Here is a 20,874-nt window from a genome sequence, read left to right on the forward strand (position 1 = left end):
ATGCTGGGGGAGGGGCGATTTGAAATGAGAGGAATCTGGTGTGCCTCCCTTTCGGGGGAAAGGGAGGCTGAGAAGTTAAGAGACGTGCTGTAAAAATTCCTGCAAACGCTGGCTCGGTGGGTTCTTGATCAACACCTGCGGATCGCCATCTTCCGCAATCCGGCCTTTATCAATAAAGATTAGACGTGAAGCCACTTTCTCAGCAAAACCGATTTCGTGGGTCACGATCACCATCGTCATCCCTTCTTCAGCCAGATCCTGCATAACCTTCAGCACTTCATGGCGCAGTTCAGGATCGAGAGCGGAAGTCGGTTCATCGAACAGCATCATTTTCGGCTTCACCGCCAGCGCACGGGCAATCGCTACGCGCTGCTGCTGACCACCAGAAAGTTCGGAAGGGTAGTGATGCGCGCGTTCTGCCAGACCGACCTTCGCCAGTAACTCACGAGCCAGTTTTTCCGCCTCTTCTTTGTTTGCGCCACGCACGCGTAGAGGGCCAAACATCACGTTTTCCAGCGCCGTCAGATGCGGGAAGAGGTAAAACTGCTGGAACACCATACCCGCTTCCTGGCGAATCAGTCGTTCGTCAACTTTCGGATCGTTAACCTTCAGACCATCGACAATCAGATCGCCAGAGGTAATTTCTTCCAGTTTGTTGATGCAGCGCAGCAGGGTTGATTTACCGGAACCAGAAGGCCCGATAATCACCACCACTTCACCCTGGGCAATGTTCAAATCGATATTGTGCAGCACCTGGGTTGGCCCAAAATGCTTGGAGACGTTTTTAAATTCAATCACAGGATTTTCATCCTTCTTTCCAGACGACGCAGAATAAAGCTCAGCACCAGGGTAATAATCAGATAGAACACCGCCACGGCGCTCCAGATCTCAAGGGCGCGGAAGTTGCCGGCAATAATTTCTTGCCCCTGACGAGTCAGTTCCGCCACGCCGATAACAATAAACAGCGAGGTGTCTTTAATGCTGATGATCCACTGGTTGCCCAGCGGCGGCAGCATACGGCGCAGTGCCAGCGGTAAAATGACGTAGCGAATGGTTTCCCAACGTGAAAGACCGAGCGCCAGTCCTGCTTCACGAAAACCTTTGTGAATAGACAGCACAGCACCACGCGTGATTTCCGCAATGTACGCGCCGGAGTTGATCATGATGGTGACCACCGCCGCAGTAAACGGGTCGATGCGTAAGTCGTTAAACGCCATCGGCAGGGCGAAGTAGATAAACATCACTTGGACGACGATAGGTGTGCCGCGAATCACTTCAATAAAGACTAGCGCGACGTGGTTGGCTATCCAACCGCCAAAGGTGCGTGCAAAACCTGCCGCCAGTCCGATCACCAGGCCGCCAGCCAGACCGAGGATCGAAATCCACAGGGTCATTTTGGCGCCTTCAATCAGAAGCGGAATGGCAGGCCAGATGGCACTCCAGTCAAACTGCATATGTTGTTCCTGTTACCGTGGTGTAAATAATCAAATTCAGGGTAATTAATGGTGTTGGAGCAGGCCTGTGCCCCTCTCCCCTCTCCCCAGAGGGGAGAGGGGACTGTCCGTGCGCTTTACAGGCGTGGTGTTATTATTTCGGTTCAGTACCGAACCACTTTTTGTAGATTTCGTTGTAAGTTCCGTTTTCGCGCAGAGTTTTCAACGCGCCGTTAACTTTGTCACGCAGCTCGTCGCTACCTTTCGGGAAAGCAATACCGTATTGCTGTGCTTCCAGAGAGTCGCCCACCGCTTTAAACTGGCCGTTACCAGCGGTTTTGATGAAGTAAAGAATGTTTGGTGTATCGTGCAGGACGGCGTCTGCGCGGTTAGTACCCAGTTCCATATAGGCGTTATCGATGTTCGGGAACTGTCGCAGATCTTTGGTTTTGATGTTCGTCTTCGCGTAATCAACGGAGCCAGTGCCGCTCTTCACTGCAACCACTTTACCGTCGAGATCTTTCACGCTTTTCACATCGTTGTTGTTCGCTTTCACCATCACTAACAGACCGCTTTTGTAGTAGCCGTCAGAGAAATCGATCGCTTTTTTACGCTCGTCGGTGATAGTGATGCCCGCCAGCGCCAGATCGACGTTTTTGGTTTGCAGCGCCGGAATGATACCGCTGAAATCCATCGGTTTCAGCTCGTAATCCAGCTTCAGTTCTTTGGCGATTGCCGCCCACAGATCGACATCAAAGCCCACGTATTTGTCGCCCTGTTTAAATTCAAACGGAACGAAAGCGGTATCTGTCGCGACAACTAATTTTTTATCTGCGGCATGGGAAGAAACCGCAAAAGCCAGGGTCAGTGCTGCCAGTGAAACTTTTAATACAGACTTCATAGCATTTCCTTTTTTCTATCCACGGGACGATCCCCTGCGTAACATTTACCTATATGAAAAAATCGTGCCAGTTTTGCAACTCGTTGATTTTTCGAGAGGCGATAAAAATGCATTGCACGATTTATGAGGCAACACCGTTAGATTGCACCATTATGGGGCGCCAAAGTGGTGCGCTAAAATAGTGCAGTCAACACAATGATTATTTAGCGTAAATCCTGATGAAAAAACAATCTTTATGTAACGATTGTGTGATGATGTTGATACAAAAAGTTTACTTTATCAGGCTGGAAGGGCAATGGGATGCACTAAAAAAGTGCGTAGAGACAGGGCATCAAAAAAACGGCCCCCTTTCAGGAAGCCGCTTTTATTGTTTGTTAACGTTTTGAACCATCAGCGGTGGTGTTATTCGATGTTAGATTCGATAAACCACAGGAATTTATCCAGGTCGCGGGAGGCGGCGGTCAGGATATCTGCAGTATCATCATCTTTTGCTTCACCAATGGCTTTACGTACATCATTGGCGACAATTGCATAACGATCCGCCAGCTCTTTCAGGTGATCCTGAACGTTGTGGATGTCCAGCGGGTAGCTTTTCAGTGGTGTTTTGCTATTGATAACTTGAGTGGTGCCAAGGGCAACGCCGCCCAGTTGTACCGCGCGTTCAGCCATGGTATCCAGATGATCGATCAGAGCGGTACGGAAGCCATCCAGCATTTCATGTACGGCAATGAAGTTAGCGCCGCGCATATTCCAGTGTGCCTGTTTGGTAATCAACGAAAGATCAATAAACTGGATAACCTGACGATTCAGCAACTCTACTGTCGCTTTTTTCTCGCTGTCAGAGACATCGTTGCGGGTATAAAGCAGATTGGTCGCTTTTGATTTAACTAATTTAGCGGTACTCATAATTTCATATCCTCTTGATGTTATGTCCCAGTAATTAACGAGACTAAGTATAGCACCGGCTATGTGTTCCGCTATTCTGGCTGTTCCTATCACACTAATAGTGGTAACAAACGTAAAAAATAAAACTGCATAAAATACAGTTGGTTATATATTATAGTAAGAATAATTCTTATTTATATATTCACCAGGAATTTTCGGAATAAATATGCTTTTGTATAGTCAGATATATAAGGATGTGGCAGGTGAAATTTAGCGAAATATTCTGCATGGTTATGCATAACCATGCAGAATTGTAAATTTAATTAATATCTATTTCTTCTATTTTGCTCTCTTTGCGTGCTGTCAGCGTGGAACCCATTGAAGCAGCGATGATTGCGCCGAGCGCCAGAATCTGTATTGGCGTCAGCATCTCACCGAGGAAAATCATCCCGGAAATGGCGGCCAGTGCTGGTTCCATGCTCATCAGCGTACCAAATGTCCGCGTCGGCAAACGGGTGAGGGCAATCATCTCCAGCGAGTAGGGCAGAGCGGTCGAGAGAATTGCGACAGCTAAACCTAATGGAACAACCGACCAATGCCAGAGAGCCTCTCCAGCCTGTAACGCACCGATTGGCACGAAAATTAATGCCGCAATCAGCGAACCGATCGCCACCGTCGCAGGGCCGTGTTCAGCACCAGCACGTTGCCCACTTAATATGTAGATAGCCCAACAAGCACCGGCACCGAGCGCCAGCGCACAGCCGGTTAAATCGACATGGGAAACATCTTGCCCCAGCGGCAGCAGGAACCACAGACCGAGCACTGCCAGCAAAACCCAAACGAAATCTACCGGGCGACGATAGGAGAACAGCGCCACCGCCAGTGGCCCGGTGAACTCCAGCGCAACTGCAATTCCCAGAGGTACAGTCTGAATAGAGAGATAAAAGAGATAGTTCATCCCACCCAGAGATACACCGTAAAACAACAGCGGCAACCGTTGTTCTCTGGCAAAACGCAGCCGCCACGGTTTAAAGAAAGCGATAAGAATCAGTGTTCCCAGTGCAAGGCGCAGCGCAGTCACTCCAGGCGCGCCAACCAGTGGAAAAAGTGATTTTGCTAATGAAGCCCCACCCTGAATAGACGCCATGGCAACGAGCAATATGACTATTGGTAACCAGACCGGCATTTTACGTAATGACCCTGGCATCCTTTCTCCCATAAAGTTGTATAGCAAGGTAAAGCGTGGAGTGTACTGGATGTACCAGTGGGTGGTTGAGCATTTGTTGAAAAATTTTTTCCCCGTTTTGGCTAAAATGCGCCAGGATTGATGGATTCATCAGTTTGCTGATTAAGAATAATCTGGATGAGAGAGTGTGAATATATGCGTAATACTTACGCAGTTCACTGAAAAAATGATTTAAATTTAGATGGATAGCGGTGAATGGAAACGTTCTGTTACACGAAATGGCCCGTTAGACATCACAAATCGCCAAGAGTTTCCCATTAATTTTTGATATATTTAAAACTTAGGACTTATTTGAATCACATTTGAGGTGGTTATGAAAAAAATTGCATGTCTTTCAGCACTGGCCGCAGTTCTGGCTTTCACCGCAGGTACTTCTGTAGCTGCGACTTCTACCGTAACTGGTGGTTATGCACAGAGCGACGCTCAGGGCAAAATGAACAAAATGGGCGGTTTCAACCTGAAATACCGCTATGAAGAAGACAACAGCCCGCTGGGTGTGATCGGTTCTTTCACTTACACCGAGAAAAGCCGTACTGCAAGCTCTGGTGACTACAACAAAACCCAGTACTACGGCATCACTGCTGGTCCGGCTTACCGCATTAACGACTGGGCAAGCATCTACGGTGTAGTGGGTGTGGGCTATGGTAAATTCCAGACCACTGAATACCCGACCTACAAACATGACACCAGCGACTACGGCTTCTCCTACGGTGCGGGTCTGCAGTTCAACCCAATCGAAAACGTTGCTCTGGACTTCTCTTACGAGCAGAGCCGTATTCGTAACGTTGACGTAGGCACCTGGATTGCCGGTGTTGGTTACCGCTTCTAATCACTTCGGTGATATAAAAAATCCGCCTCTCGGGGCGGATTTTTTTATCTTAAGATTTGGGATCGAATATATCGGTTCCGAGATGGTTGTAATCAACCTTTTGTAACTGGAAGTTAGTGATGTATATCGGCCCGGCTTTCTTCTCAGAGATAAACGGGTAATTGATGTTGATCTCCTTCGCTTTAATCCCTGTCCATTGAGAGAAAAAACCTAAGAAGTCATTGGCTGAACGGCGGGCTTTAATTATCCGGTGCGCTTTATCGTCGCTGGAAATGACCATAAAAGGCACCTGGAAATTTTGCTGATATTTATCGTCATGAGCCAGATATTGCACTTCTTTACCGCGTTCTTTAAAGGCCAGACCGTGGTCAGAAAAGTAAACCAGCGAGAAACTGCTACCGCTGTTGCGTAACTGGTCATAGAGTTTGCGCAGTAAATCGTCTGTTTGCGTCATGGTGTAGAGATAGCACGACGTCTCTTTCGATTGCACAAAGGTTTCGTATTTGCCTTGTGTCCGGTCGCAGGCCTGCGGATGTGAGCCCATCAGATGCAAAACAATCAGTTGCGGTTGCGAGTGTTCTTGCGCCAGCACCTGAGCGGTCATGTCCAGTAACGCTTCGTCTTTGGTGTTCTTATCTGCTTCAAAATTACCTTCTTTCAGGAAGTGTACTTCATCTGCACGTTTGGCAATGCTGGCGATGGCGGTATCGTACTCACCAATTTGTCCCTGATTGGAAAACCACCAGGTCTGAAAACCTGCGCGGTTGGCCAGGGTCACAAAGTTATCCTGAAATTGTGGTTTGCCATCGACGACGCGGTTAAGCGTTAAGCCGAGCGATTTTTGCGTGGAGCCGCTGGCGGCAATGTAATCAGCGAAGAGCAGACCGTTAACGCTGCTGGCAAACGGGGTGTTATTCCAGTGACCGCCAAAGGCACCGAGAGCGTCGCGACGTGCGCTTTCACCGATCACCACCACATAGGTCTGATATTTCGGCTTAACGGCAGTAACCGTCCAGGTATCTTTCATCCCGGAAAGTTTTGCCATCCGCTCTTGCTCTTCAATCACCTCGTTATTGTTGACGATGACATCCTTAGCGAAACGAAATACCGGATAGCCAGTATCCTTCAATTTAAATACGCCGCCCCAGGCCAGGTTTTGAACCGGAGCGACAAAAAATGTCGCCACGCTGAATACCAGACACAGGCTGTCGAATTTACTCCAGCGCGTTTTTTCACTCTCTTTTTTTCGCCGGACAGCTATCACGCCGAGCGCAAAAATAAATAAGCCGACCAGGTAGCTGTACCACGGAAAAATCGTCAGGATTTCAGTTGACTCTTCCATATTGGTGGAGTGCAGGGCCAGCAAGGTATTGAAGTTAGGCGCGCCGTAGGCCTGAGCAAAAGGGAAATAACAGGCTGCCACTAATGAACTGACGCCGACCAGGACTTTTTGCACGCGAGGCAATGTCCGCCATAGCAAAAGCAAAATCGCCGTAAACGCGGCGGTGTAGAGAAAACTGAAGGGATAGCCTAAGCCGAGATTAATTAATAGCGACTGTAAAAAGTAGAACGCAGTCCACGGGCTAAATACCCGGCTACGGGTAACAAGCGATTCTTTGAGGGTTAAATTCATATGCCACTATCGTAACAAACGCCATGTGCTTACCCTGGCGTCAAGGGTCAATACCTGCAAGAGTGCGTGAAGAGGGGAAAAGGGTCCGCATCCGCGAGCCGCAATATACGCAGGGCTGCAAGAAGATAGAGCGAGCCGCCGTTCAGGTCAACTACTGACGAACAAATCTTTTGCGAAGAAGATTGCAAATCTGACAAAAAGTGGGGGTTTTCAGGCAGTAAAGATTTATGCCTGCAATAAAGCAGGAGTGAAGCGGCGTACCGCGACGCCGCTATTTATTGGAGGGTTTATCCTGCTGCGGTTTATTGTTGACCATATCGCACAACATCGAGAGCAGCATTAACCGTACTTTAAAGGGAGAATGACTAAACACGCGCATACACCTCTTGAACTCATTCATAAGACCTCCTGACTTGCTAATCCCGTCACTCCTTGAGGGATGATTGCATTACATACAGATATAGCACAGGCTATATTATATAGCTATTGCTAAAACGTTAATTTTTTGTGCCTTCGCAACTCTGGTTTACAATGTGCGCACGAAATAAGAACGCTATATATGTGTCACCATAATGAGGAAGCACAATGAGTCGTCGCGCAGGTACGCCAACAGCAAAAAAAGTGACGCAGTTAGTGAACGTGGAAGAGCACGTTGAAGGGTTTCGCCAGGTAAGAGAAGCGCATCGCCGCGAACTTATTGACGATTATGTTGAGCTGATTTCTGACCTGATAAGAGAAGTAGGGGAAGCCCGTCAGGTGGATATGGCTGCCCGGCTGGGGGTTTCGCAACCGACGGTGGCTAAAATGCTTAAGCGGCTGGCAACCCTGGGGCTGATTGAAATGATCCCGTGGCGTGGCGTGTTTTTAACGGCGGAAGGAGAGAAGCTGGCGCAGGAAAGCCGCGAGCGCCATCAGATAGTCGAAAATTTCTTGTTGGTGTTGGGCGTCAGCCCGGAAATTGCCCGTCGCGACGCGGAAGGCATGGAACACCATGTCAGTGAAGAGACGCTGGACGCCTTTCGTTTGTTTACCCAGAAACACGGTGCCAAATGAGCCTGCCTTTTTTACGCACGCTGCAAGGCGATCGCTTTTTTCAGTTATTAATTCTCGTTGGTATCGGATTAAGTTTTTTTGTTCCCTTTGCGCCGAAATCCTGGCCTGGCGCTATCGACTGGCACACCATCATTACCTTAAGTGGCCTGATGCTGCTGACCAAAGGTGTTGAATTAAGCGGTTATTTTGATGTGCTTGGGCGCAAAATGGTGCGCCGTTTTGCTACTGAGCGTCGGCTGGCGATGTTTATGGTGCTGGCGGCGGCGCTGCTTTCTACCTTTCTGACCAACGATGTCGCGTTGTTTATTGTTGTCCCGCTGACCATCACGCTGAAAAGACTGTGTGAGATCCCGGTTAATCGGCTGATTATTTTTGAGGCACTGGCAGTGAATGCTGGATCGCTGCTGACGCCGATTGGTAATCCGCAAAATATCCTTATCTGGGGACGTTCGGGTCTTTCGTTTGCCGGTTTTATTGCACAGATGGCACCGTTGGCTGGCGCAATGATGCTGACATTGCTGCTGCTGTGCTGGTGTTGTTTCCCTGGAAAGGCGCTGCAATATCATACGGGGACGCAAACGCCGGAGTGGAAACCACGGCTGGTGTGGAGTTGTCTGGGACTGTATATCGTCTTCCTTACGGCGCTGGAGTTGAAACAAGAGCTGTGGGGGCTGGTGATTGTGGCAGTGGGGTTTACGCTGCTGGCGCGTCGCGTGGTGCTGAGTGTGGACTGGACGTTGCTGCTGGTGTTTATGGCGATGTTTATCGACGTCCATTTACTGACCCAGCTTCCGGCGTTGCAAGGCGTGTTGAGTAACGTGAGTCATTTATCCGAACCCGGATTATGGTTAACGGCGATTGGTTTATCGCAGGTGATCAGTAACGTGCCGAGCACGATTTTGCTGCTCAATTATGTACCACCGTCTTTATTACTGGCATGGGCGGTAAACGTAGGTGGTTTTGGCTTATTACCCGGATCGCTGGCAAATTTGATTGCGCTACGGATGGCGAACGATCGCCGGATCTGGTGGCGTTTCCATCTCTATTCGATACCGATGCTGTTGTGGGCGGCGCTGGTAGGATACGTTTTGTTAGTTATGTTCCCGGCAGTGTAAGAGCCGACAAATAAAAAAGGCGGATTATGAGTCCGCCTTTGCTTTAAGTTTTAAAGATTAATTCAGACGAACCGGCATCCCGGAACGGTTTTGAATAGCCTGATCCAGAACAGCCTGATCGACATCCGGCTGACCAGTCACTGTCTGCACGCTCTTGGTTAGCGTAATTGGCACAATTTCCTGACCTTCAAATTGGGCTTCGGTGGTAGACAGCGGGTTATGGACTTCAATATAACGGCTGCCGTCCGGCTCGGTGGTCGCTTTTACCGGCTCATCAATAAACTGTACGCGAGTACCGACCGGCACTTTCTCGAACAGGAATTTGATGTCTTCGTTACGCAGGCGCACACAACCGTGGCTTACGCGCAGGCCGATACCAAAGTTGGCGTTGGTGCCGTGGATAGCGTACAGGCGACCGATATACAGTGCGTACAGCCCCATCGGGTTATCCGGGCCAGCCGGAACGACAGCCGGAAGCGGTTCGCCCGCAGCGCGGTATTCTGCATGCATTTTAGCGGTCGGCGTCCAGGTCGGGCCTGCTTTCTTACGCTCTACTTTGGTGGTCCAGTTGATAGGTGTGTCTTTGCCTAACTGACCAATGCCGATCGGCAGTACGATAACGGTGTTAGTTCCTTTCGGATAGTAATACAGACGCATCTCTGCGCTGTTAATCACAATGCCTTCATGAACAGTGTCCGGCAGGATCAGTTGCTGCGGAATATTCAGTACGGTGCCGCCTTTCGGCAGGAAGGTATCCACACCAGGGTTCGCTTCCATCATATTGGAAAGCCCCATCTGATACTCCGCCGCAAAGTACTCCAGCGGCTGAGTGTTACCTTCAGGGATAGTGATCACCTGATTCTGACCAACCAGGCGACTCCCGTCGGTTGGCAGAGGATAAGTTACCGCTGAAGCGGTACTGCAAAAGCCGACAACAGCGAAGGCCGCTGCGAATAACGTTTTCAATTTCATATTCATGTTAAGCGAGATTTCGTGCCTGGCAGGCCATTAGGTTGAGAATATTAGAGTATTGGAAGCGCATTATATGTTCATTCCAGCTAACAGTGAAATCAGATGTGTACTAAATCACATTTTTTGCCTTTGGGAAGAGTGTAGACCTTAAGCGGGGGACGGGATCTTCTTTCAGACTTATGGCATAATGCGCGGTTTGTCATATCTCTTTTCAGGATACGCCTGTGTTAGTTTCCAGTAACGTCACCATGCAGTTCGGCAGTAAGCCGTTGTTTGAAAACATTTCCGTCAAATTTGGCGGCGGCAACCGTTACGGCCTGATTGGCGCGAACGGTAGTGGTAAATCCACCTTTATGAAGATCCTCGGCGGCGACTTAGAGCCGACGCTGGGTAACGTTTCCCTCGATCCCAACGAGCGCATTGGTAAGCTACGTCAGGATCAATTTGCCTTTGAAGAGTTCACCGTGCTGGATACGGTGATCATGGGGCATAAAGAGTTGTGGGAAGTGAAGCAGGAGCGCGACCGCATCTATGCTTTGCCGGAAATGAGCGAAGAAGATGGCTATAAAGTTGCCGATCTGGAAGTGAAATACGGCGAAATGGACGGTTACTCTGCGGAAGCGCGCGCCGGTGAGCTGTTGCTTGGTGTGGGAATTCCAGTGGAACAACACTACGGCCCGATGAGTGAAGTTGCTCCTGGCTGGAAGCTGCGTGTGCTGCTGGCGCAGGCGCTGTTTGCTGATCCAGACATTCTCTTGCTCGACGAACCAACCAACAACCTGGACATCGATACCATTCGCTGGCTGGAGCAGGTGCTGAACGAGCGTGACAGTACCATGATCATCATCTCGCACGACCGTCACTTCCTTAATATGGTTTGTACCCACATGGCGGATCTGGATTACGGCGAGCTGCGCGTTTATCCGGGCAACTACGATGAGTACATGACGGCGGCGACCCAGGCGCGTGAGCGTCTGCTGGCTGATAACGCCAAGAAGAAAGCGCAGATTGCTGAGCTGCAATCTTTCGTTAGCCGCTTTAGCGCCAATGCCTCGAAATCTCGCCAGGCAACTTCGCGCGCGCGCCAGATTGATAAAATCAAACTGGAAGAGGTGAAAGCCTCCAGCCGTCAGAACCCGTTCATCCGTTTCGAGCAGGATAAGAAACTGTTCCGTAACGCGCTGGAAGTGGAAGGGCTGACCAAGGGGTTTGATAACGGTCCACTGTTTAAAAATCTCAACCTGCTGCTGGAAGTGGGTGAAAAGCTGGCGGTACTCGGCACCAACGGCGTCGGTAAATCGACTTTGCTGAAAACGCTGGTGGGTGATCTGGAACCGGATAGTGGCACCGTAAAATGGTCAGAGAACGCGCGCATTGGTTACTACGCGCAGGATCACGAATATGAGTTCGATAATGACCTGACCGTGTTTGAATGGATGAGTCAGTGGAAGCAGGAAGGCGATGACGAGCAGGCGGTACGCAGCATTCTCGGTCGTTTGTTGTTCAGCCAGGACGACATCAAAAAGCCTGCTAAAGTGCTTTCCGGTGGTGAAAAAGGCCGTATGCTGTTTGGTAAGTTAATGATGCAGAAACCGAACATTCTGATCATGGACGAACCGACCAACCACCTGGACATGGAATCCATCGAGTCGCTTAACATGGCGCTGGAACTGTATCAGGGCACGCTGATTTTTGTTTCTCACGACCGTGAGTTTGTAAGCTCCCTGGCGACCCGTATTCTGGAAATCACGCCGGAACGCGTGATTGACTTTAGCGGTAATTACGAAGATTACCTGCGTAGTAAAGGAATCGAGTAAGTTATAGTCAGTAGCCCTGGTTATGTCAGGGCTACTGATGACAAATACAAGATTGCTATCAGGCCTACGCAGTACCTGCAATATATTGAATCTTCAGGACTTTGTAGGCAGGATAAGGCGTTAACGCCGCATCCGGCATGAACAAAGCGCACTTTGTCAGCAATCTGAGCAACATCGAACCTTCTTTCTTAACCTCACATCAATTCACTTCCACTAATCCATAACTTCTCAAACATCCATGCCCAGCGCGCGTTTACCGTGAACGTTCAGATCTTCCAGTGTAAATCGGCCTTGCCAGTTTGTTTCATAATCTTCCCGTGGGAAGTCTCCCGGCGATGCACCTTTTTCCAGTGCTTTCCTGACCTTGTGCGCATAAACCCGGTTTTTCTCGCACATCGGCGCGGCAGGAATATACATCACATTCCCCCAGCCCTGTTGATTGTCTACCGGTGCGACACAGTGGATCACATCGCAGTGCCACCAGACAGAATCCCCCGCTGTTATTGCCGGAATTGACGTTAGTGCTTTCATCAATAAGGGATGCCATTTCTCTGAAACAGGCAGAACTTTACCAGGCGCAACACCGCACAGCTCGTCGTCCGGTACGTCATCCAGCAACGGACGCAGCAGAACGTATGCCATCGCTTCCGGGATCGGCACCACGTGTAACAATCCCTGGCCTGGTAACATATCGGAAAGTGCCGTCCAGCCCTGGAACGTGCGGAACACCGAACATTTGGTGGTGTTATCGACGGTGTATTCTTCTACTTCGGTACGGTGTGCGGCATCCCACGGATCGTAATCATCAAAATTACCGTTGAAAACATGGGCAAAAACGCGCTGATAAGCAGGTAATAACCAGCGTTCCAGTGCGCCAGAATCAGTGTGTGCCCCCAGACCTTTGGACGTCGTGCCCGGTGGGCGGCGGCGGATCCTGTCTGGATAGATCACGCTGACATCGGGATCAAACCATTGTTTGCCGTTGCTTTCAGACTTCCACAGACGGTTAAGGAAAGATTGCACCGCAGCCATATTGTCGCTCTGCCGCGCCTGCATCTGTGGCTGTGACCAGTAAATGGGATAGATTTCGGGGCGAGACGCCTCCAGCGAGCCGAAAAAGCTGTCACCGGGACCTTTATACACATCATCAAAGTGATTGGCATCAAGGTAGTTGAGCATTGCGCGATCCCACGCCAGCGCCTGCTCGCGGGGGAAATTGCCTTTTATTACCGCGCAACCGCGACGTTTTATCTCATTGCGCGTGGCTTCACTCACTGTACCTGCTGCAATGTCGCTATAAGGAACTTCCGGCCAAACCGGCAATCCTTGCGCTTTCAGTGCGTCTATTTCTGCTACACGCGCTTCGATTTTTGCAGAGAGTTTTTCGAAGACCTGTTGTACATCGCCGATCTGTTGTCGCAGCTTCGCTTTCATTTCACGGATAGCCGTTTTCGCATCTGTTGGCAGCGTCTCATAGGTAAAAGTCATATCAACCTCGCAACTTTCGTTCGAAAGTAAAAATAGTTACGATTGATACTTTAAGTTAAAAATAAGTTAACGCAAGATAAAAATCTTGAGTCAGTACACAAAGTGAGCAAAAAAGAGAGATGCCGGAACGGTCGCTCCGGCCGGGAGAAGATTACTTATTGAAAGGAGCGGAGCTATCCAGCACCGCCTGAATCACATTCAGCGCGCCTTCATGATTATTATCATCGGTAGCGTAACGGGCGATTTGTTTAATGTTTTCCGCAGCATTGCCCATCGCAAAGGAATAATGCGCCATTTTAAGCATCTCTGCGTCGTTACCGCTGTCGCCAATCGCTACCACATTTTGCGGCGATAGACCCCAGCGTTTTAACAACCGCGAAATACCATTTGCTTTATGCAGGCCGGGAATAATCAGGTCGATAAAACCCGCGCCACTGGTGACAGGTTTCATAATGCCATCGAGCGCAACGTGCAGTTTGTCGACAACCAGCGGGATTTGTTCATCCGGCAGGTTGAGCGAAAACTTGAAAAGCACGTCATCAATCTCCTGGTAATCCTTCACAGGTTTCAGCCGATGGTAGTGTTTTTCCATCAGTGCGACGAATGCTTCCGGCGCATTTTCACTGATGTATGCGCTTTGCAGACCACAGGCGACAAAATTGAGTTGTTTATCTTTCAGCAGTTCCCCAATGACAATCCTGGATTCATGCCGGGTCAGTTCGCCGTGGAACAACTGCTTGCCATGTTCGTAGACCAGCGCGCCGTTTTCCGCGACAAAAGAGATCTCATCTTTTAGCTCAGGAAAGAAGGAAATAAGCTGGTAATACTGGTTACCACTGGCGACAACGAACTCAATATCGCGCTTTTTCAGTTCCTGATACTGCGCCATAAAACGTGACTGGTTGTACATTTTGGCGTCGTTAAGAAAAGTACCGTCCATATCGCAAACGATAACTTTTACAGTCATAAAAGTGCTCCCGGCAATGAATGCAAACGCCACAGTGTAATGACAATGTGATGCGGAGCACAAACTAATTTCGAATGAAAGCGAGAGTAAAATTGATTTCGTGAATGTTTTAGCCCGGCGGTGACGCCGGGCTGAGGGGATTACAGCATGTGTTCGGTGCGGGCGATGATATCGTCCTGAGCGTCTGGAGAGAGCGCGGTGAAGAAGGCGGAATAGCCCGCTACGCGCACGACCAGATCCCGGTACTGATCCGGATGTTTTTTCGCTTCCAGCAGCGTTTCGCGGGAAACGATGTTGTACTGAATATGCCAGCCTTTATGCACTTCGAAGAAGGTACGCAGCAGGATCATCAGTTTCTGCTTGTCAGATTCGTTCTCCAGCGTCGCCGGGTTTAGTTTCTGGTTGAGCAATACACCGCCGAGAATCGCTGCGGTAGGCAGTTTACCCACCGAGCCAATGACCGCCGTTGGGCCGAGATGGTCAGTACCGGAAGCCGGGCTTGCGCCTTCCGCCAGCGGGGTATGTGCTTTACGTCCGTCCGGCGTTGCCATTGTTTGCGCGCCAAACGGTACGTTAGCGGAGATAGACGACGTACCTGCGTAATAGTTGCCGCCAACCGGACCACGACCGTAGCGCGGGTTGTGGAACTGCTTCAGTTCGTCAATATAGGTCTGATAGGCGCGAGCCAGCAGCGTATCGACGCTATCATCGTCGTTGCCATACTTCGGCGCGCCGTTAATCAGACGCTGACGCAACTGCTCATGAGTCAGGCCATCGAAGTCATCCGCCAGCGCGGCAGCCAGTTGTTGTTGACCAATCGCGCCCTGTTCAAATACCAGTTTCTTCACTGCCGCCAGGCTGTTGCCGAGGTTGGCAATGCCCACCTGCAGGCCAGAAACCCAGTCATATTTCGCGCCGCCTTGCTTGATACTTTTCGCTCGCTCAATGCAGTCATCCACCAGCGCCGAGCAGAGAATATCGTGCACGTTCTCTTCCAGCATGGTGTCGACCACATATTCGATTTCGATCGATTTGCGGGTGTAGTAACGGATTTGCGTATCCCACGCGTCCATTACTTCATCGAAGTTGTTGAAGTTACCCGCTGACAACGCTTTTTCTTGCGGCAGGAACACGTTGCCGCTGGTGGCATCACGACCGCCTTCCAGCGCCGCCAGCATCACGCGGGCGAAGTTGATAAAGCTCATGCCGGTGCAGCGATAGCCCCATTTGCCGCCGACGGCGGTTTCGATACAACCAATCGCTGCGTAGTCGTAAGCGTCCTGCGGTTCAATACCGAGTTTAATAAATTCCGGGATCACGATTTCGTCGTTGTTGAACGCTGGCATCCCGAAGCCGCAGCGGATCACCTGTACGCAGGCGTCGAGGAAATCGTTACTCATTCCCGCATGGTAACGCACGCTGAGGTTAGGCTGAGTGGAGCGCAGACGACCGCAGGATTCCAGGATCGCGTAAGAGAGCGGATTCACTGCGTCCATCGGCTGACCATCAACCAGATTTTGCCCGCCAATGGTGACGTTCTGATACAGCGGACTTCCCGCAGAGGCTTTCGAGTGCGAGCCTGAGCGGATCTTGTTCACCTCAAGCAGTTTCAGCCAGCAGCTATGCAGCATCTCGATGGCGTGTTCGCGATCCAGCGTCTGGTTCAGTTCAACGTCGCGGCGATAGTACGGATAGAGATACTGGTCCATACGACCAAACGACACCGAGTGACCGTTAGATTCGATCTGTAAAATCAACTGGATGAAGTAGCACAGTTGCAGCGCCTGCCAGAACGTCTGCGGCGGCTGGTGGGCGATAAGGTCGCAATTTTCTGCCATTGCCAGCAGTTCATCGCGACGGCTTTCGCGGGTTTCGGTGGCTGCCATTTCACGCGCCAGGGCAGCGAAACGTTCAATATGTTCACTGACTGCAACCAGCACGATATCAATCGCTTTCAGGAACTGCTCGCCGTGCAAATCTTCCAGCACAGTCAGGTTGATACGCGAGCGACGCTCCGCCACTTTCTCGCGCAGACCATCAAGCCCTTTTTCCAGCAGCAGCGGGAAATTGACCGCCAGGTGTGCATCGCCGGAGGTCATATTGCCTTCTGCTTTGATAATACCGGTCGCCAGCAGGCCTTTTTGCTCATCGGTAAACATGCCGTAGCAGCGATCCTGTACGGTCTGACCGCGCCACCACGGGCACACTTCATGCAGAACGCGTTTGTTCTCTTCGCTCACCGCAAAACCCGCGCCGGGACGATCGGCCAGATCATCAATCTCTTTTTCGATCCACGACACGGTATATTCCGGGAAGATTGGCGCGGCGCGAACTTCGCTTGCCTGGTTGCCGATGATCAACTCATCGTGTTTGATCCAGATGGTGCGATTCGCCAGGTGATGCGCCAGCGCCAGCGCGCGACGAACCGGGATCGGCTTATCGAGATGTTGTTGATACATCTCGGTATAGTGCTGTGCGCGCTCGGTACAGACCGGCGGTTTCACAATATGCACCAGCGCATTTTTGTGCGCTTTAATGCGGTCGCTGAGCGTGTCCAGTTTCAGTGTTGTCATGGTTGTTATCCTCGTAAAGTCGCGGTTAACCCTTTCTGGCAGGCATACTGCTGGGCAAAGTCGAGCAGTTCTGGCGCATCAAGCGGTTTTTCCGGGGCGTCATAGGGCAGATTAAGTAAGTGATATTTGTTGATGCCCAGCGTGTGGTAGGGCAGGAAATGAATTTCGCCAACGTGCAGCTCGTCGGCGGCAAAATCGGTAATGGCTTTTACAGAGGTTTCGTCAGCATTAAAGCCCTGAATCAGCGGCACGCGGATAATGATTTTTTTCCCCGCTGCGGCGAGTTTTTTCAGGTTATCCAGCACTCTGGCGGCGTTACCGTCGGTCCACTGTTTAAACGGCACGTCGGCGACGTGTTTTAAATCGGCAAGAAACAGATCGATATAGGGCAGAGAAGGGGCGATATATTTCCACGGCACATGCAGGCAGGTTTCTACCGCAGTATGAATGCCGGCCTCGTGGCTGGCTTGCAGTAGCGCCGTCGCCATTTCCGGCTGCATAAAGGGTTCACCGCCAGAAAGCGTTAAGCCGCCGCCGCTGCGATCGTAAAACGGTTTATCGCGCAAAACGGTCGCCATGATCTCCTCAACGCTTTTCACTTCACCACACACGGTTAACGCCTGTGTCGGGCAGCAGTTGGTTAACGCCGTCAGATGCTCCGGGGTTAACTTTTCCCGATGAATAAGCAGGCCATTCAGCGTGCGCTCAATCACTTCCGGCACGGCCTTAGCACATAGCTCGCAGCCCTCCAGGCACAGACGTGCGTCATACAGTAGATCCTGCGTGCGGGCGCGGCTTTCAGGATTCTGACACCAGCGACAACCCAGCGAGCAACCTTTCAGAAAAACCACTGTGCGAATGCCGGGGCCATCGTGGGTCGAGTAGCGTTGAATATTGAAAATCATAGATGCCTCTCTGTTTCGTTCAAACATTAAATTACTTTCGAATGAAAGTTATGTTGATGTGCGTCAACTGTTCAGAGAGTTTTCTCGTGGTAGTCTGGTTTCAGACAAAAAGTACATTTTGAGGATGGTTATGGAACTGTATCTGGATACTTCAGACGTTGTTGCGGTGAAGGCGCTGTCACGTATTTTTCCGCTGGCGGGTGTGACCACTAACCCAAGCATTATCGCAGCGGGTAAAAAACCGCTGGACGTTGTGCTTCCGCAACTTCACGAGGCGATGGGCGGTCAGGGGCGTCTGTTTGCCCAGGTAATGGCTACCACTGCTGAAGGGATGGTGAATGACGCACGTAAATTGCGTTCTATTATTGCGGATATCGTGGTGAAAGTCCCGGTGACCGCCGAGGGGCTGGCAGCTATTAAGATGTTAAAAGCGGAAGGGATCCCGACGCTGGGCACGGCGGTGTATGGCGCGGCACAAGGGCTGTTGTCGGCGCTGGCGGGCGCGGAATATGTTGCGCCTTATGTCAACCGTATTGATGCTCAGGGTGGTAGCGGTATTCAAACCGTGACCGATTTGCATCAGTTACTGAAAATGCATGCGCCACAGGCGAAAGTGTTAGCCGCGAGTTTCAAAACCCCGCGTCAGGCGCTGGACTGCTTACTGGCAGGATGTGAATCCATCACCCTGCCGCTGGATGTGGCACAACAGATGATTAGCTATCCGGCGGTTGACGCTGCCGTAGCGAAGTTTGAGCAGGACTGGCAGGGAGCGTTTGGCAGAACGTCGATTTAACCGGACGTTCTGCATCCTCATAAATTGCTGATGACGTGGCGGAGTGCACCGATGCCTGGCGCGTCTTATCAGGCCTGGAGGCGACAATTACTGCCCGCAAACCTCACATCCCGGATTGCGCATCAGTTTCATTTCGCGGAACTGACAGGTCATCGCATCGTACATAACGATTTTTCCGCTGGCAGGTTTCCCATAGCCTGCCAGCAGTTTGATCGCTTCCATTGCCTGCAACGAACCAATTACGCCAATCAATGGCGCCATCACGCCTGCTTCCACGCAGGTTAACGCGTTTTCGCCAAACAAACGGCTAAGGCAGCGGTAGCAAGGCTCGCCGTCCTGATAAGTAAAGACGGTGATTTGACCTTCCATACGAATTGCCGCGCCGGAAACCAGCGGCACCTTCGCGGCAAAACAGCCTGCGTTCAGTTGATTACGTACCGCAACGTTATCCGTACAGTCGAGCACCAGATCGTGTTTAGCAATCAACGCAGCAAGCTCAGCATCATTAAGTAACGCATTCACTGGTGTAATTGCGATATGTGGATTGATCCGTGCCAGTGCATCACGGGCAGATTCAACCTTCGGTTGCCCGACCGTAGCGTCACTGTGTAGCGTCTGGCGTTGCAGATTCGAGAGCGAAACCGTGTCGAAGTCGAGCAGCGTCAGGTTGCCGACACCGGCGCTTGCCAGATACTGCGAGGCTGCGCAACCGAGTCCACCGAGGCCGACGACCAGCACGCGAGAATCTTTCAACGCTTCCTGGCCGTCAAAATCAAAACCACGCAGGATGATTTGCCGGTTGTAGCGCAGCATCTCCTGATCGCTGAGTTCCGCCATTACAGGCCTCCGAACAACGCGTTAAACGGCTCGACTTCCACCCATTCGCCCGCTTCAACATTGCCGCGATCGCGTTCCAGCACGATAAAGCAGTTGCCGAGGCTAAAAGAGCTAAATATATGGGAACCCTGATGTCCGGTGGTCATCACTTCCAGTTCGCCGTCGGCATTGCGTTGCAGCACACCACGCTGGAAATCAAGACGACCAGGCGTTTTCTTGAGGCGAGAAGCCGTGCGTACACGTTGGCGCGTAGGCAGGCCGCTGGCGGTGTTGCCGCTTAATTTTGCCAGTAACGGCTGTACCAGTTGGTAGAATGTCAGCGTTGCTGAAACCGGATTACCCGGCAGGCCGCAGAACCAGCTATTGCCGAGTTTACCGAACGCGAACGGTTTACCCGGTTTAATCGCCAGCTTCCAGAAGGCGATTTCGCCCAGCTCTTCGAGAATGGTTTTGGTGTAATCTGCTTCACCAACCGAAACACCGCCAGAACTGATCACTACATCCGCCTGACTGTCGGCTTCAATAAATGCTGTGCGCAAGGCGTGGGGATCGTCGCGGATAATCCCTAAGTTGATCACCTCGCAACCCAGTTGTTCTAACATCAGGTGTACGGCGAGACGGTTGGTATCGTAGATTTGACCGTCGCCCAGCGGCTGGCCTGGCAACTGTAACTCATCACCGGTGGAAAACAGCGCCACACGCACTTTGCGAATCACCGGAACGTCGGCAATTCCCAGTGAAGCAATCACCGGCAGCTCTGCGGTAGTCAGGCGAGTCCCCGCCGGGAAAACAACCGCACCCGCAGAGATATCTTCACCGCGACGACGAATATTTTGCCCGCTACGCACTTCAGCGGTAAAACGCACTCCTGCATCCGTTTGTTCGGTCTGTTCCTGCATCACCACCGCTTCACAGCCTTCCGGCACCGGAGCACCGGTCATAATGCGAATACAGGTGCCAGCAGGCCATTCACCATGATACGGCTGCCCGGCAAACGATTTGCCAGCAACGGGCAGCGGTTGCCCGGAGGCGATATCGGCTAAACGAACCGCGTAGCCGTCCATTGCCGAGTTATCAAACCCAGGGACATCGAGCGGCGAAACCACATCGCTCGCCAGAATACGCCCAAAACACTGAACCAGTGGCAGCGTTTCCTGAGCAGTCAAAGGGGTAACGCGAGAAAGCATCTCATTAAGCGCGGTGTCGAGCGACATCAAACCGGTGGTAAATTCCATGAAAACACTCCTGCGGGGCAAAATCGAATCCGCCTATTATGTCAGAAAAACGCCACGGACTGTATGCCACCTCGGTCGTAGAGCGGGCTCCTGCCTTTACATGCCATATACATCTTTCTATATTCAAAAATTGAATGAATAATTCATAAAAATTCTGATATTTATAGCAAAGTGGCGAGCCACCCTTAATGG

Annotated in this window: 20 protein-coding genes; 6 read left to right on the forward strand and 14 right to left on the reverse strand. The window is 51.0% G+C overall.

From position 1 onward, the window contains the following. Positions 1-75 precede the first annotated feature (75 nt). The 5 genes from glnQ to rhtA form a co-directional block, all read right to left on the reverse strand. Positions 76-798 carry a glutamine ABC transporter ATP-binding protein GlnQ gene (glnQ, locus tag A7Z06_RS15725; protein ID WP_000569080.1) on the reverse strand — a complete coding sequence of 241 codons (723 nt, stop codon included), beginning with the start codon at positions 796-798 and terminating at the stop codon, positions 76-78. Beyond that, positions 795-1,454, reverse strand: a complete 660-nt coding sequence (gene glnP / locus A7Z06_RS15730; RefSeq protein ID WP_001159053.1) for a glutamine ABC transporter permease GlnP — start codon at positions 1,452-1,454, stop codon at positions 795-797. The genes glnQ and glnP overlap by 4 nt, the downstream gene beginning before the upstream one ends. Positions 1,455-1,587: 133 nt before the next feature. Continuing rightward, entirely contained in the window at positions 1,588-2,334 is a 747-nt protein-coding gene (gene glnH, locus A7Z06_RS15735; RefSeq protein ID WP_000843874.1) for a glutamine ABC transporter substrate-binding protein GlnH, read from the reverse strand. Positions 2,335-2,736: 402 nt separating this feature from the next. After that, entirely contained in the window at positions 2,737-3,240 is a 504-nt protein-coding gene (gene dps, locus A7Z06_RS15745; protein ID WP_000100800.1) for a DNA starvation/stationary phase protection protein Dps, read from the reverse strand. 298 nt (positions 3,241-3,538) lie between these two features. Continuing rightward, a complete protein-coding gene (rhtA, locus tag A7Z06_RS15750; RefSeq protein ID WP_010347491.1) occupies positions 3,539-4,426 on the reverse strand; it encodes a threonine/homoserine exporter RhtA in 888 nt (295 codons plus the stop codon). Between the two features lie 234 nt (positions 4,427-4,660). Here rhtA and A7Z06_RS21725 point away from each other — a divergent pair, with 234 nt between their 5' ends. Next, complete coding sequence (locus A7Z06_RS21725) at positions 4,661-4,726, forward strand: hypothetical protein (RefSeq protein WP_123058184.1); 66 nt, start codon at positions 4,661-4,663, stop codon at positions 4,724-4,726. 52 nt (positions 4,727-4,778) lie between these two features. Continuing rightward, on the forward strand, positions 4,779-5,294 hold the full coding sequence (gene ompX, locus A7Z06_RS15755) for an outer membrane protein OmpX (RefSeq protein WP_024212356.1): 516 nt from the start codon (positions 4,779-4,781) through the stop codon (positions 5,292-5,294). Positions 5,295-5,343: 49 nt separating this feature from the next. Here the strand turns inward: ompX and opgE are convergent, their stop codons facing one another. After that, complete coding sequence (gene opgE, locus A7Z06_RS15760) at positions 5,344-6,927, reverse strand: phosphoethanolamine transferase (RefSeq protein WP_001054642.1); 1,584 nt, start codon at positions 6,925-6,927, stop codon at positions 5,344-5,346. A 271-nt stretch (positions 6,928-7,198) separates the two neighbouring features. Beyond that, positions 7,199-7,327 carry a manganase accumulation protein MntS gene (gene mntS / locus A7Z06_RS15765; RefSeq protein WP_001001762.1) on the reverse strand — a complete coding sequence of 43 codons (129 nt, stop codon included), beginning with the start codon at positions 7,325-7,327 and terminating at the stop codon, positions 7,199-7,201. 185 nt (positions 7,328-7,512) lie between these two features. Here mntS and mntR point away from each other — a divergent pair, with 185 nt between their 5' ends. Both mntR and A7Z06_RS15775 read left to right on the forward strand, forming a co-directional pair. Next, complete coding sequence (gene mntR / locus A7Z06_RS15770; protein ID WP_000091012.1) at positions 7,513-7,980, forward strand: manganese-binding transcriptional regulator MntR; 468 nt, start codon at positions 7,513-7,515, stop codon at positions 7,978-7,980. Then, positions 7,977-9,095, forward strand: coding sequence for an anion transporter (locus tag A7Z06_RS15775; RefSeq protein ID WP_000056471.1), 1,119 nt, complete (start codon positions 7,977-7,979; stop codon positions 9,093-9,095). Before mntR ends, A7Z06_RS15775 begins: the two co-directional genes overlap by 4 nt. Positions 9,096-9,152: 57 nt before the next feature. Here the strand turns inward: A7Z06_RS15775 and ldtB are convergent, their stop codons facing one another. Continuing rightward, entirely contained in the window at positions 9,153-10,073 is a 921-nt protein-coding gene (gene ldtB, locus A7Z06_RS15780) for a L,D-transpeptidase (protein WP_001056379.1), read from the reverse strand. Between the two features lie 218 nt (positions 10,074-10,291). On the opposite strand from ldtB, the gene A7Z06_RS15785 reads away from it, so the two are divergent. After that, the gene (locus A7Z06_RS15785) at positions 10,292-11,884 is read left to right on the forward strand and encodes an ABC-F family ATPase (protein WP_000961452.1); all 1,593 of its coding nucleotides are present in this window, start codon (positions 10,292-10,294) and stop codon (positions 11,882-11,884) included. Between the two features lie 228 nt (positions 11,885-12,112). On the opposite strand, the gene A7Z06_RS15790 is transcribed toward A7Z06_RS15785, so the two are convergent. The 4 genes from A7Z06_RS15790 to A7Z06_RS15805 form a co-directional block, all read right to left on the reverse strand. After that, positions 12,113-13,372, reverse strand: a complete 1,260-nt coding sequence (locus tag A7Z06_RS15790) for a DUF1479 domain-containing protein (protein ID WP_000144773.1) — start codon at positions 13,370-13,372, stop codon at positions 12,113-12,115. 151 nt (positions 13,373-13,523) lie between these two features. Further along, a complete protein-coding gene (ybiV, locus tag A7Z06_RS15795) occupies positions 13,524-14,339 on the reverse strand; it encodes a sugar-phosphatase YbiV (protein WP_000216898.1) in 816 nt (271 codons plus the stop codon). Between the two features lie 140 nt (positions 14,340-14,479). Next, complete coding sequence (locus A7Z06_RS15800; protein WP_000209349.1) at positions 14,480-16,912, reverse strand: glycyl radical protein; 2,433 nt, start codon at positions 16,910-16,912, stop codon at positions 14,480-14,482. A 5-nt stretch (positions 16,913-16,917) separates the two neighbouring features. Then, entirely contained in the window at positions 16,918-17,817 is a 900-nt protein-coding gene (locus tag A7Z06_RS15805) for a glycyl-radical enzyme activating protein (protein ID WP_000576968.1), read from the reverse strand. A gap of 130 nt (positions 17,818-17,947) precedes the next feature. On the opposite strand from A7Z06_RS15805, the gene fsa reads away from it, so the two are divergent. Beyond that, positions 17,948-18,610, forward strand: a complete 663-nt coding sequence (gene fsa / locus A7Z06_RS15810; protein WP_001487873.1) for a fructose-6-phosphate aldolase — start codon at positions 17,948-17,950, stop codon at positions 18,608-18,610. 87 nt (positions 18,611-18,697) lie between these two features. On the opposite strand, the gene moeB is transcribed toward fsa, so the two are convergent. After that, positions 18,698-19,447 (reverse strand): molybdopterin-synthase adenylyltransferase MoeB, encoded by a 750-nt coding sequence (gene moeB / locus A7Z06_RS15815; RefSeq protein ID WP_000829246.1) that lies wholly within the window; start codon positions 19,445-19,447, stop codon positions 18,698-18,700. Beyond that, the gene (gene moeA / locus A7Z06_RS15820; RefSeq protein ID WP_000397342.1) at positions 19,447-20,682 is read right to left on the reverse strand and encodes a molybdopterin molybdotransferase MoeA; all 1,236 of its coding nucleotides are present in this window, start codon (positions 20,680-20,682) and stop codon (positions 19,447-19,449) included. The genes moeB and moeA overlap by 1 nt, the downstream gene beginning before the upstream one ends. Positions 20,683-20,874: the final 192 nt, after the last annotated feature.

It is taken from the genome of Escherichia sp. MOD1-EC6819 (assembly GCF_002965765.1).
Taxonomy (GTDB): domain Bacteria; phylum Pseudomonadota; class Gammaproteobacteria; order Enterobacterales; family Enterobacteriaceae; genus Escherichia; species Escherichia ruysiae.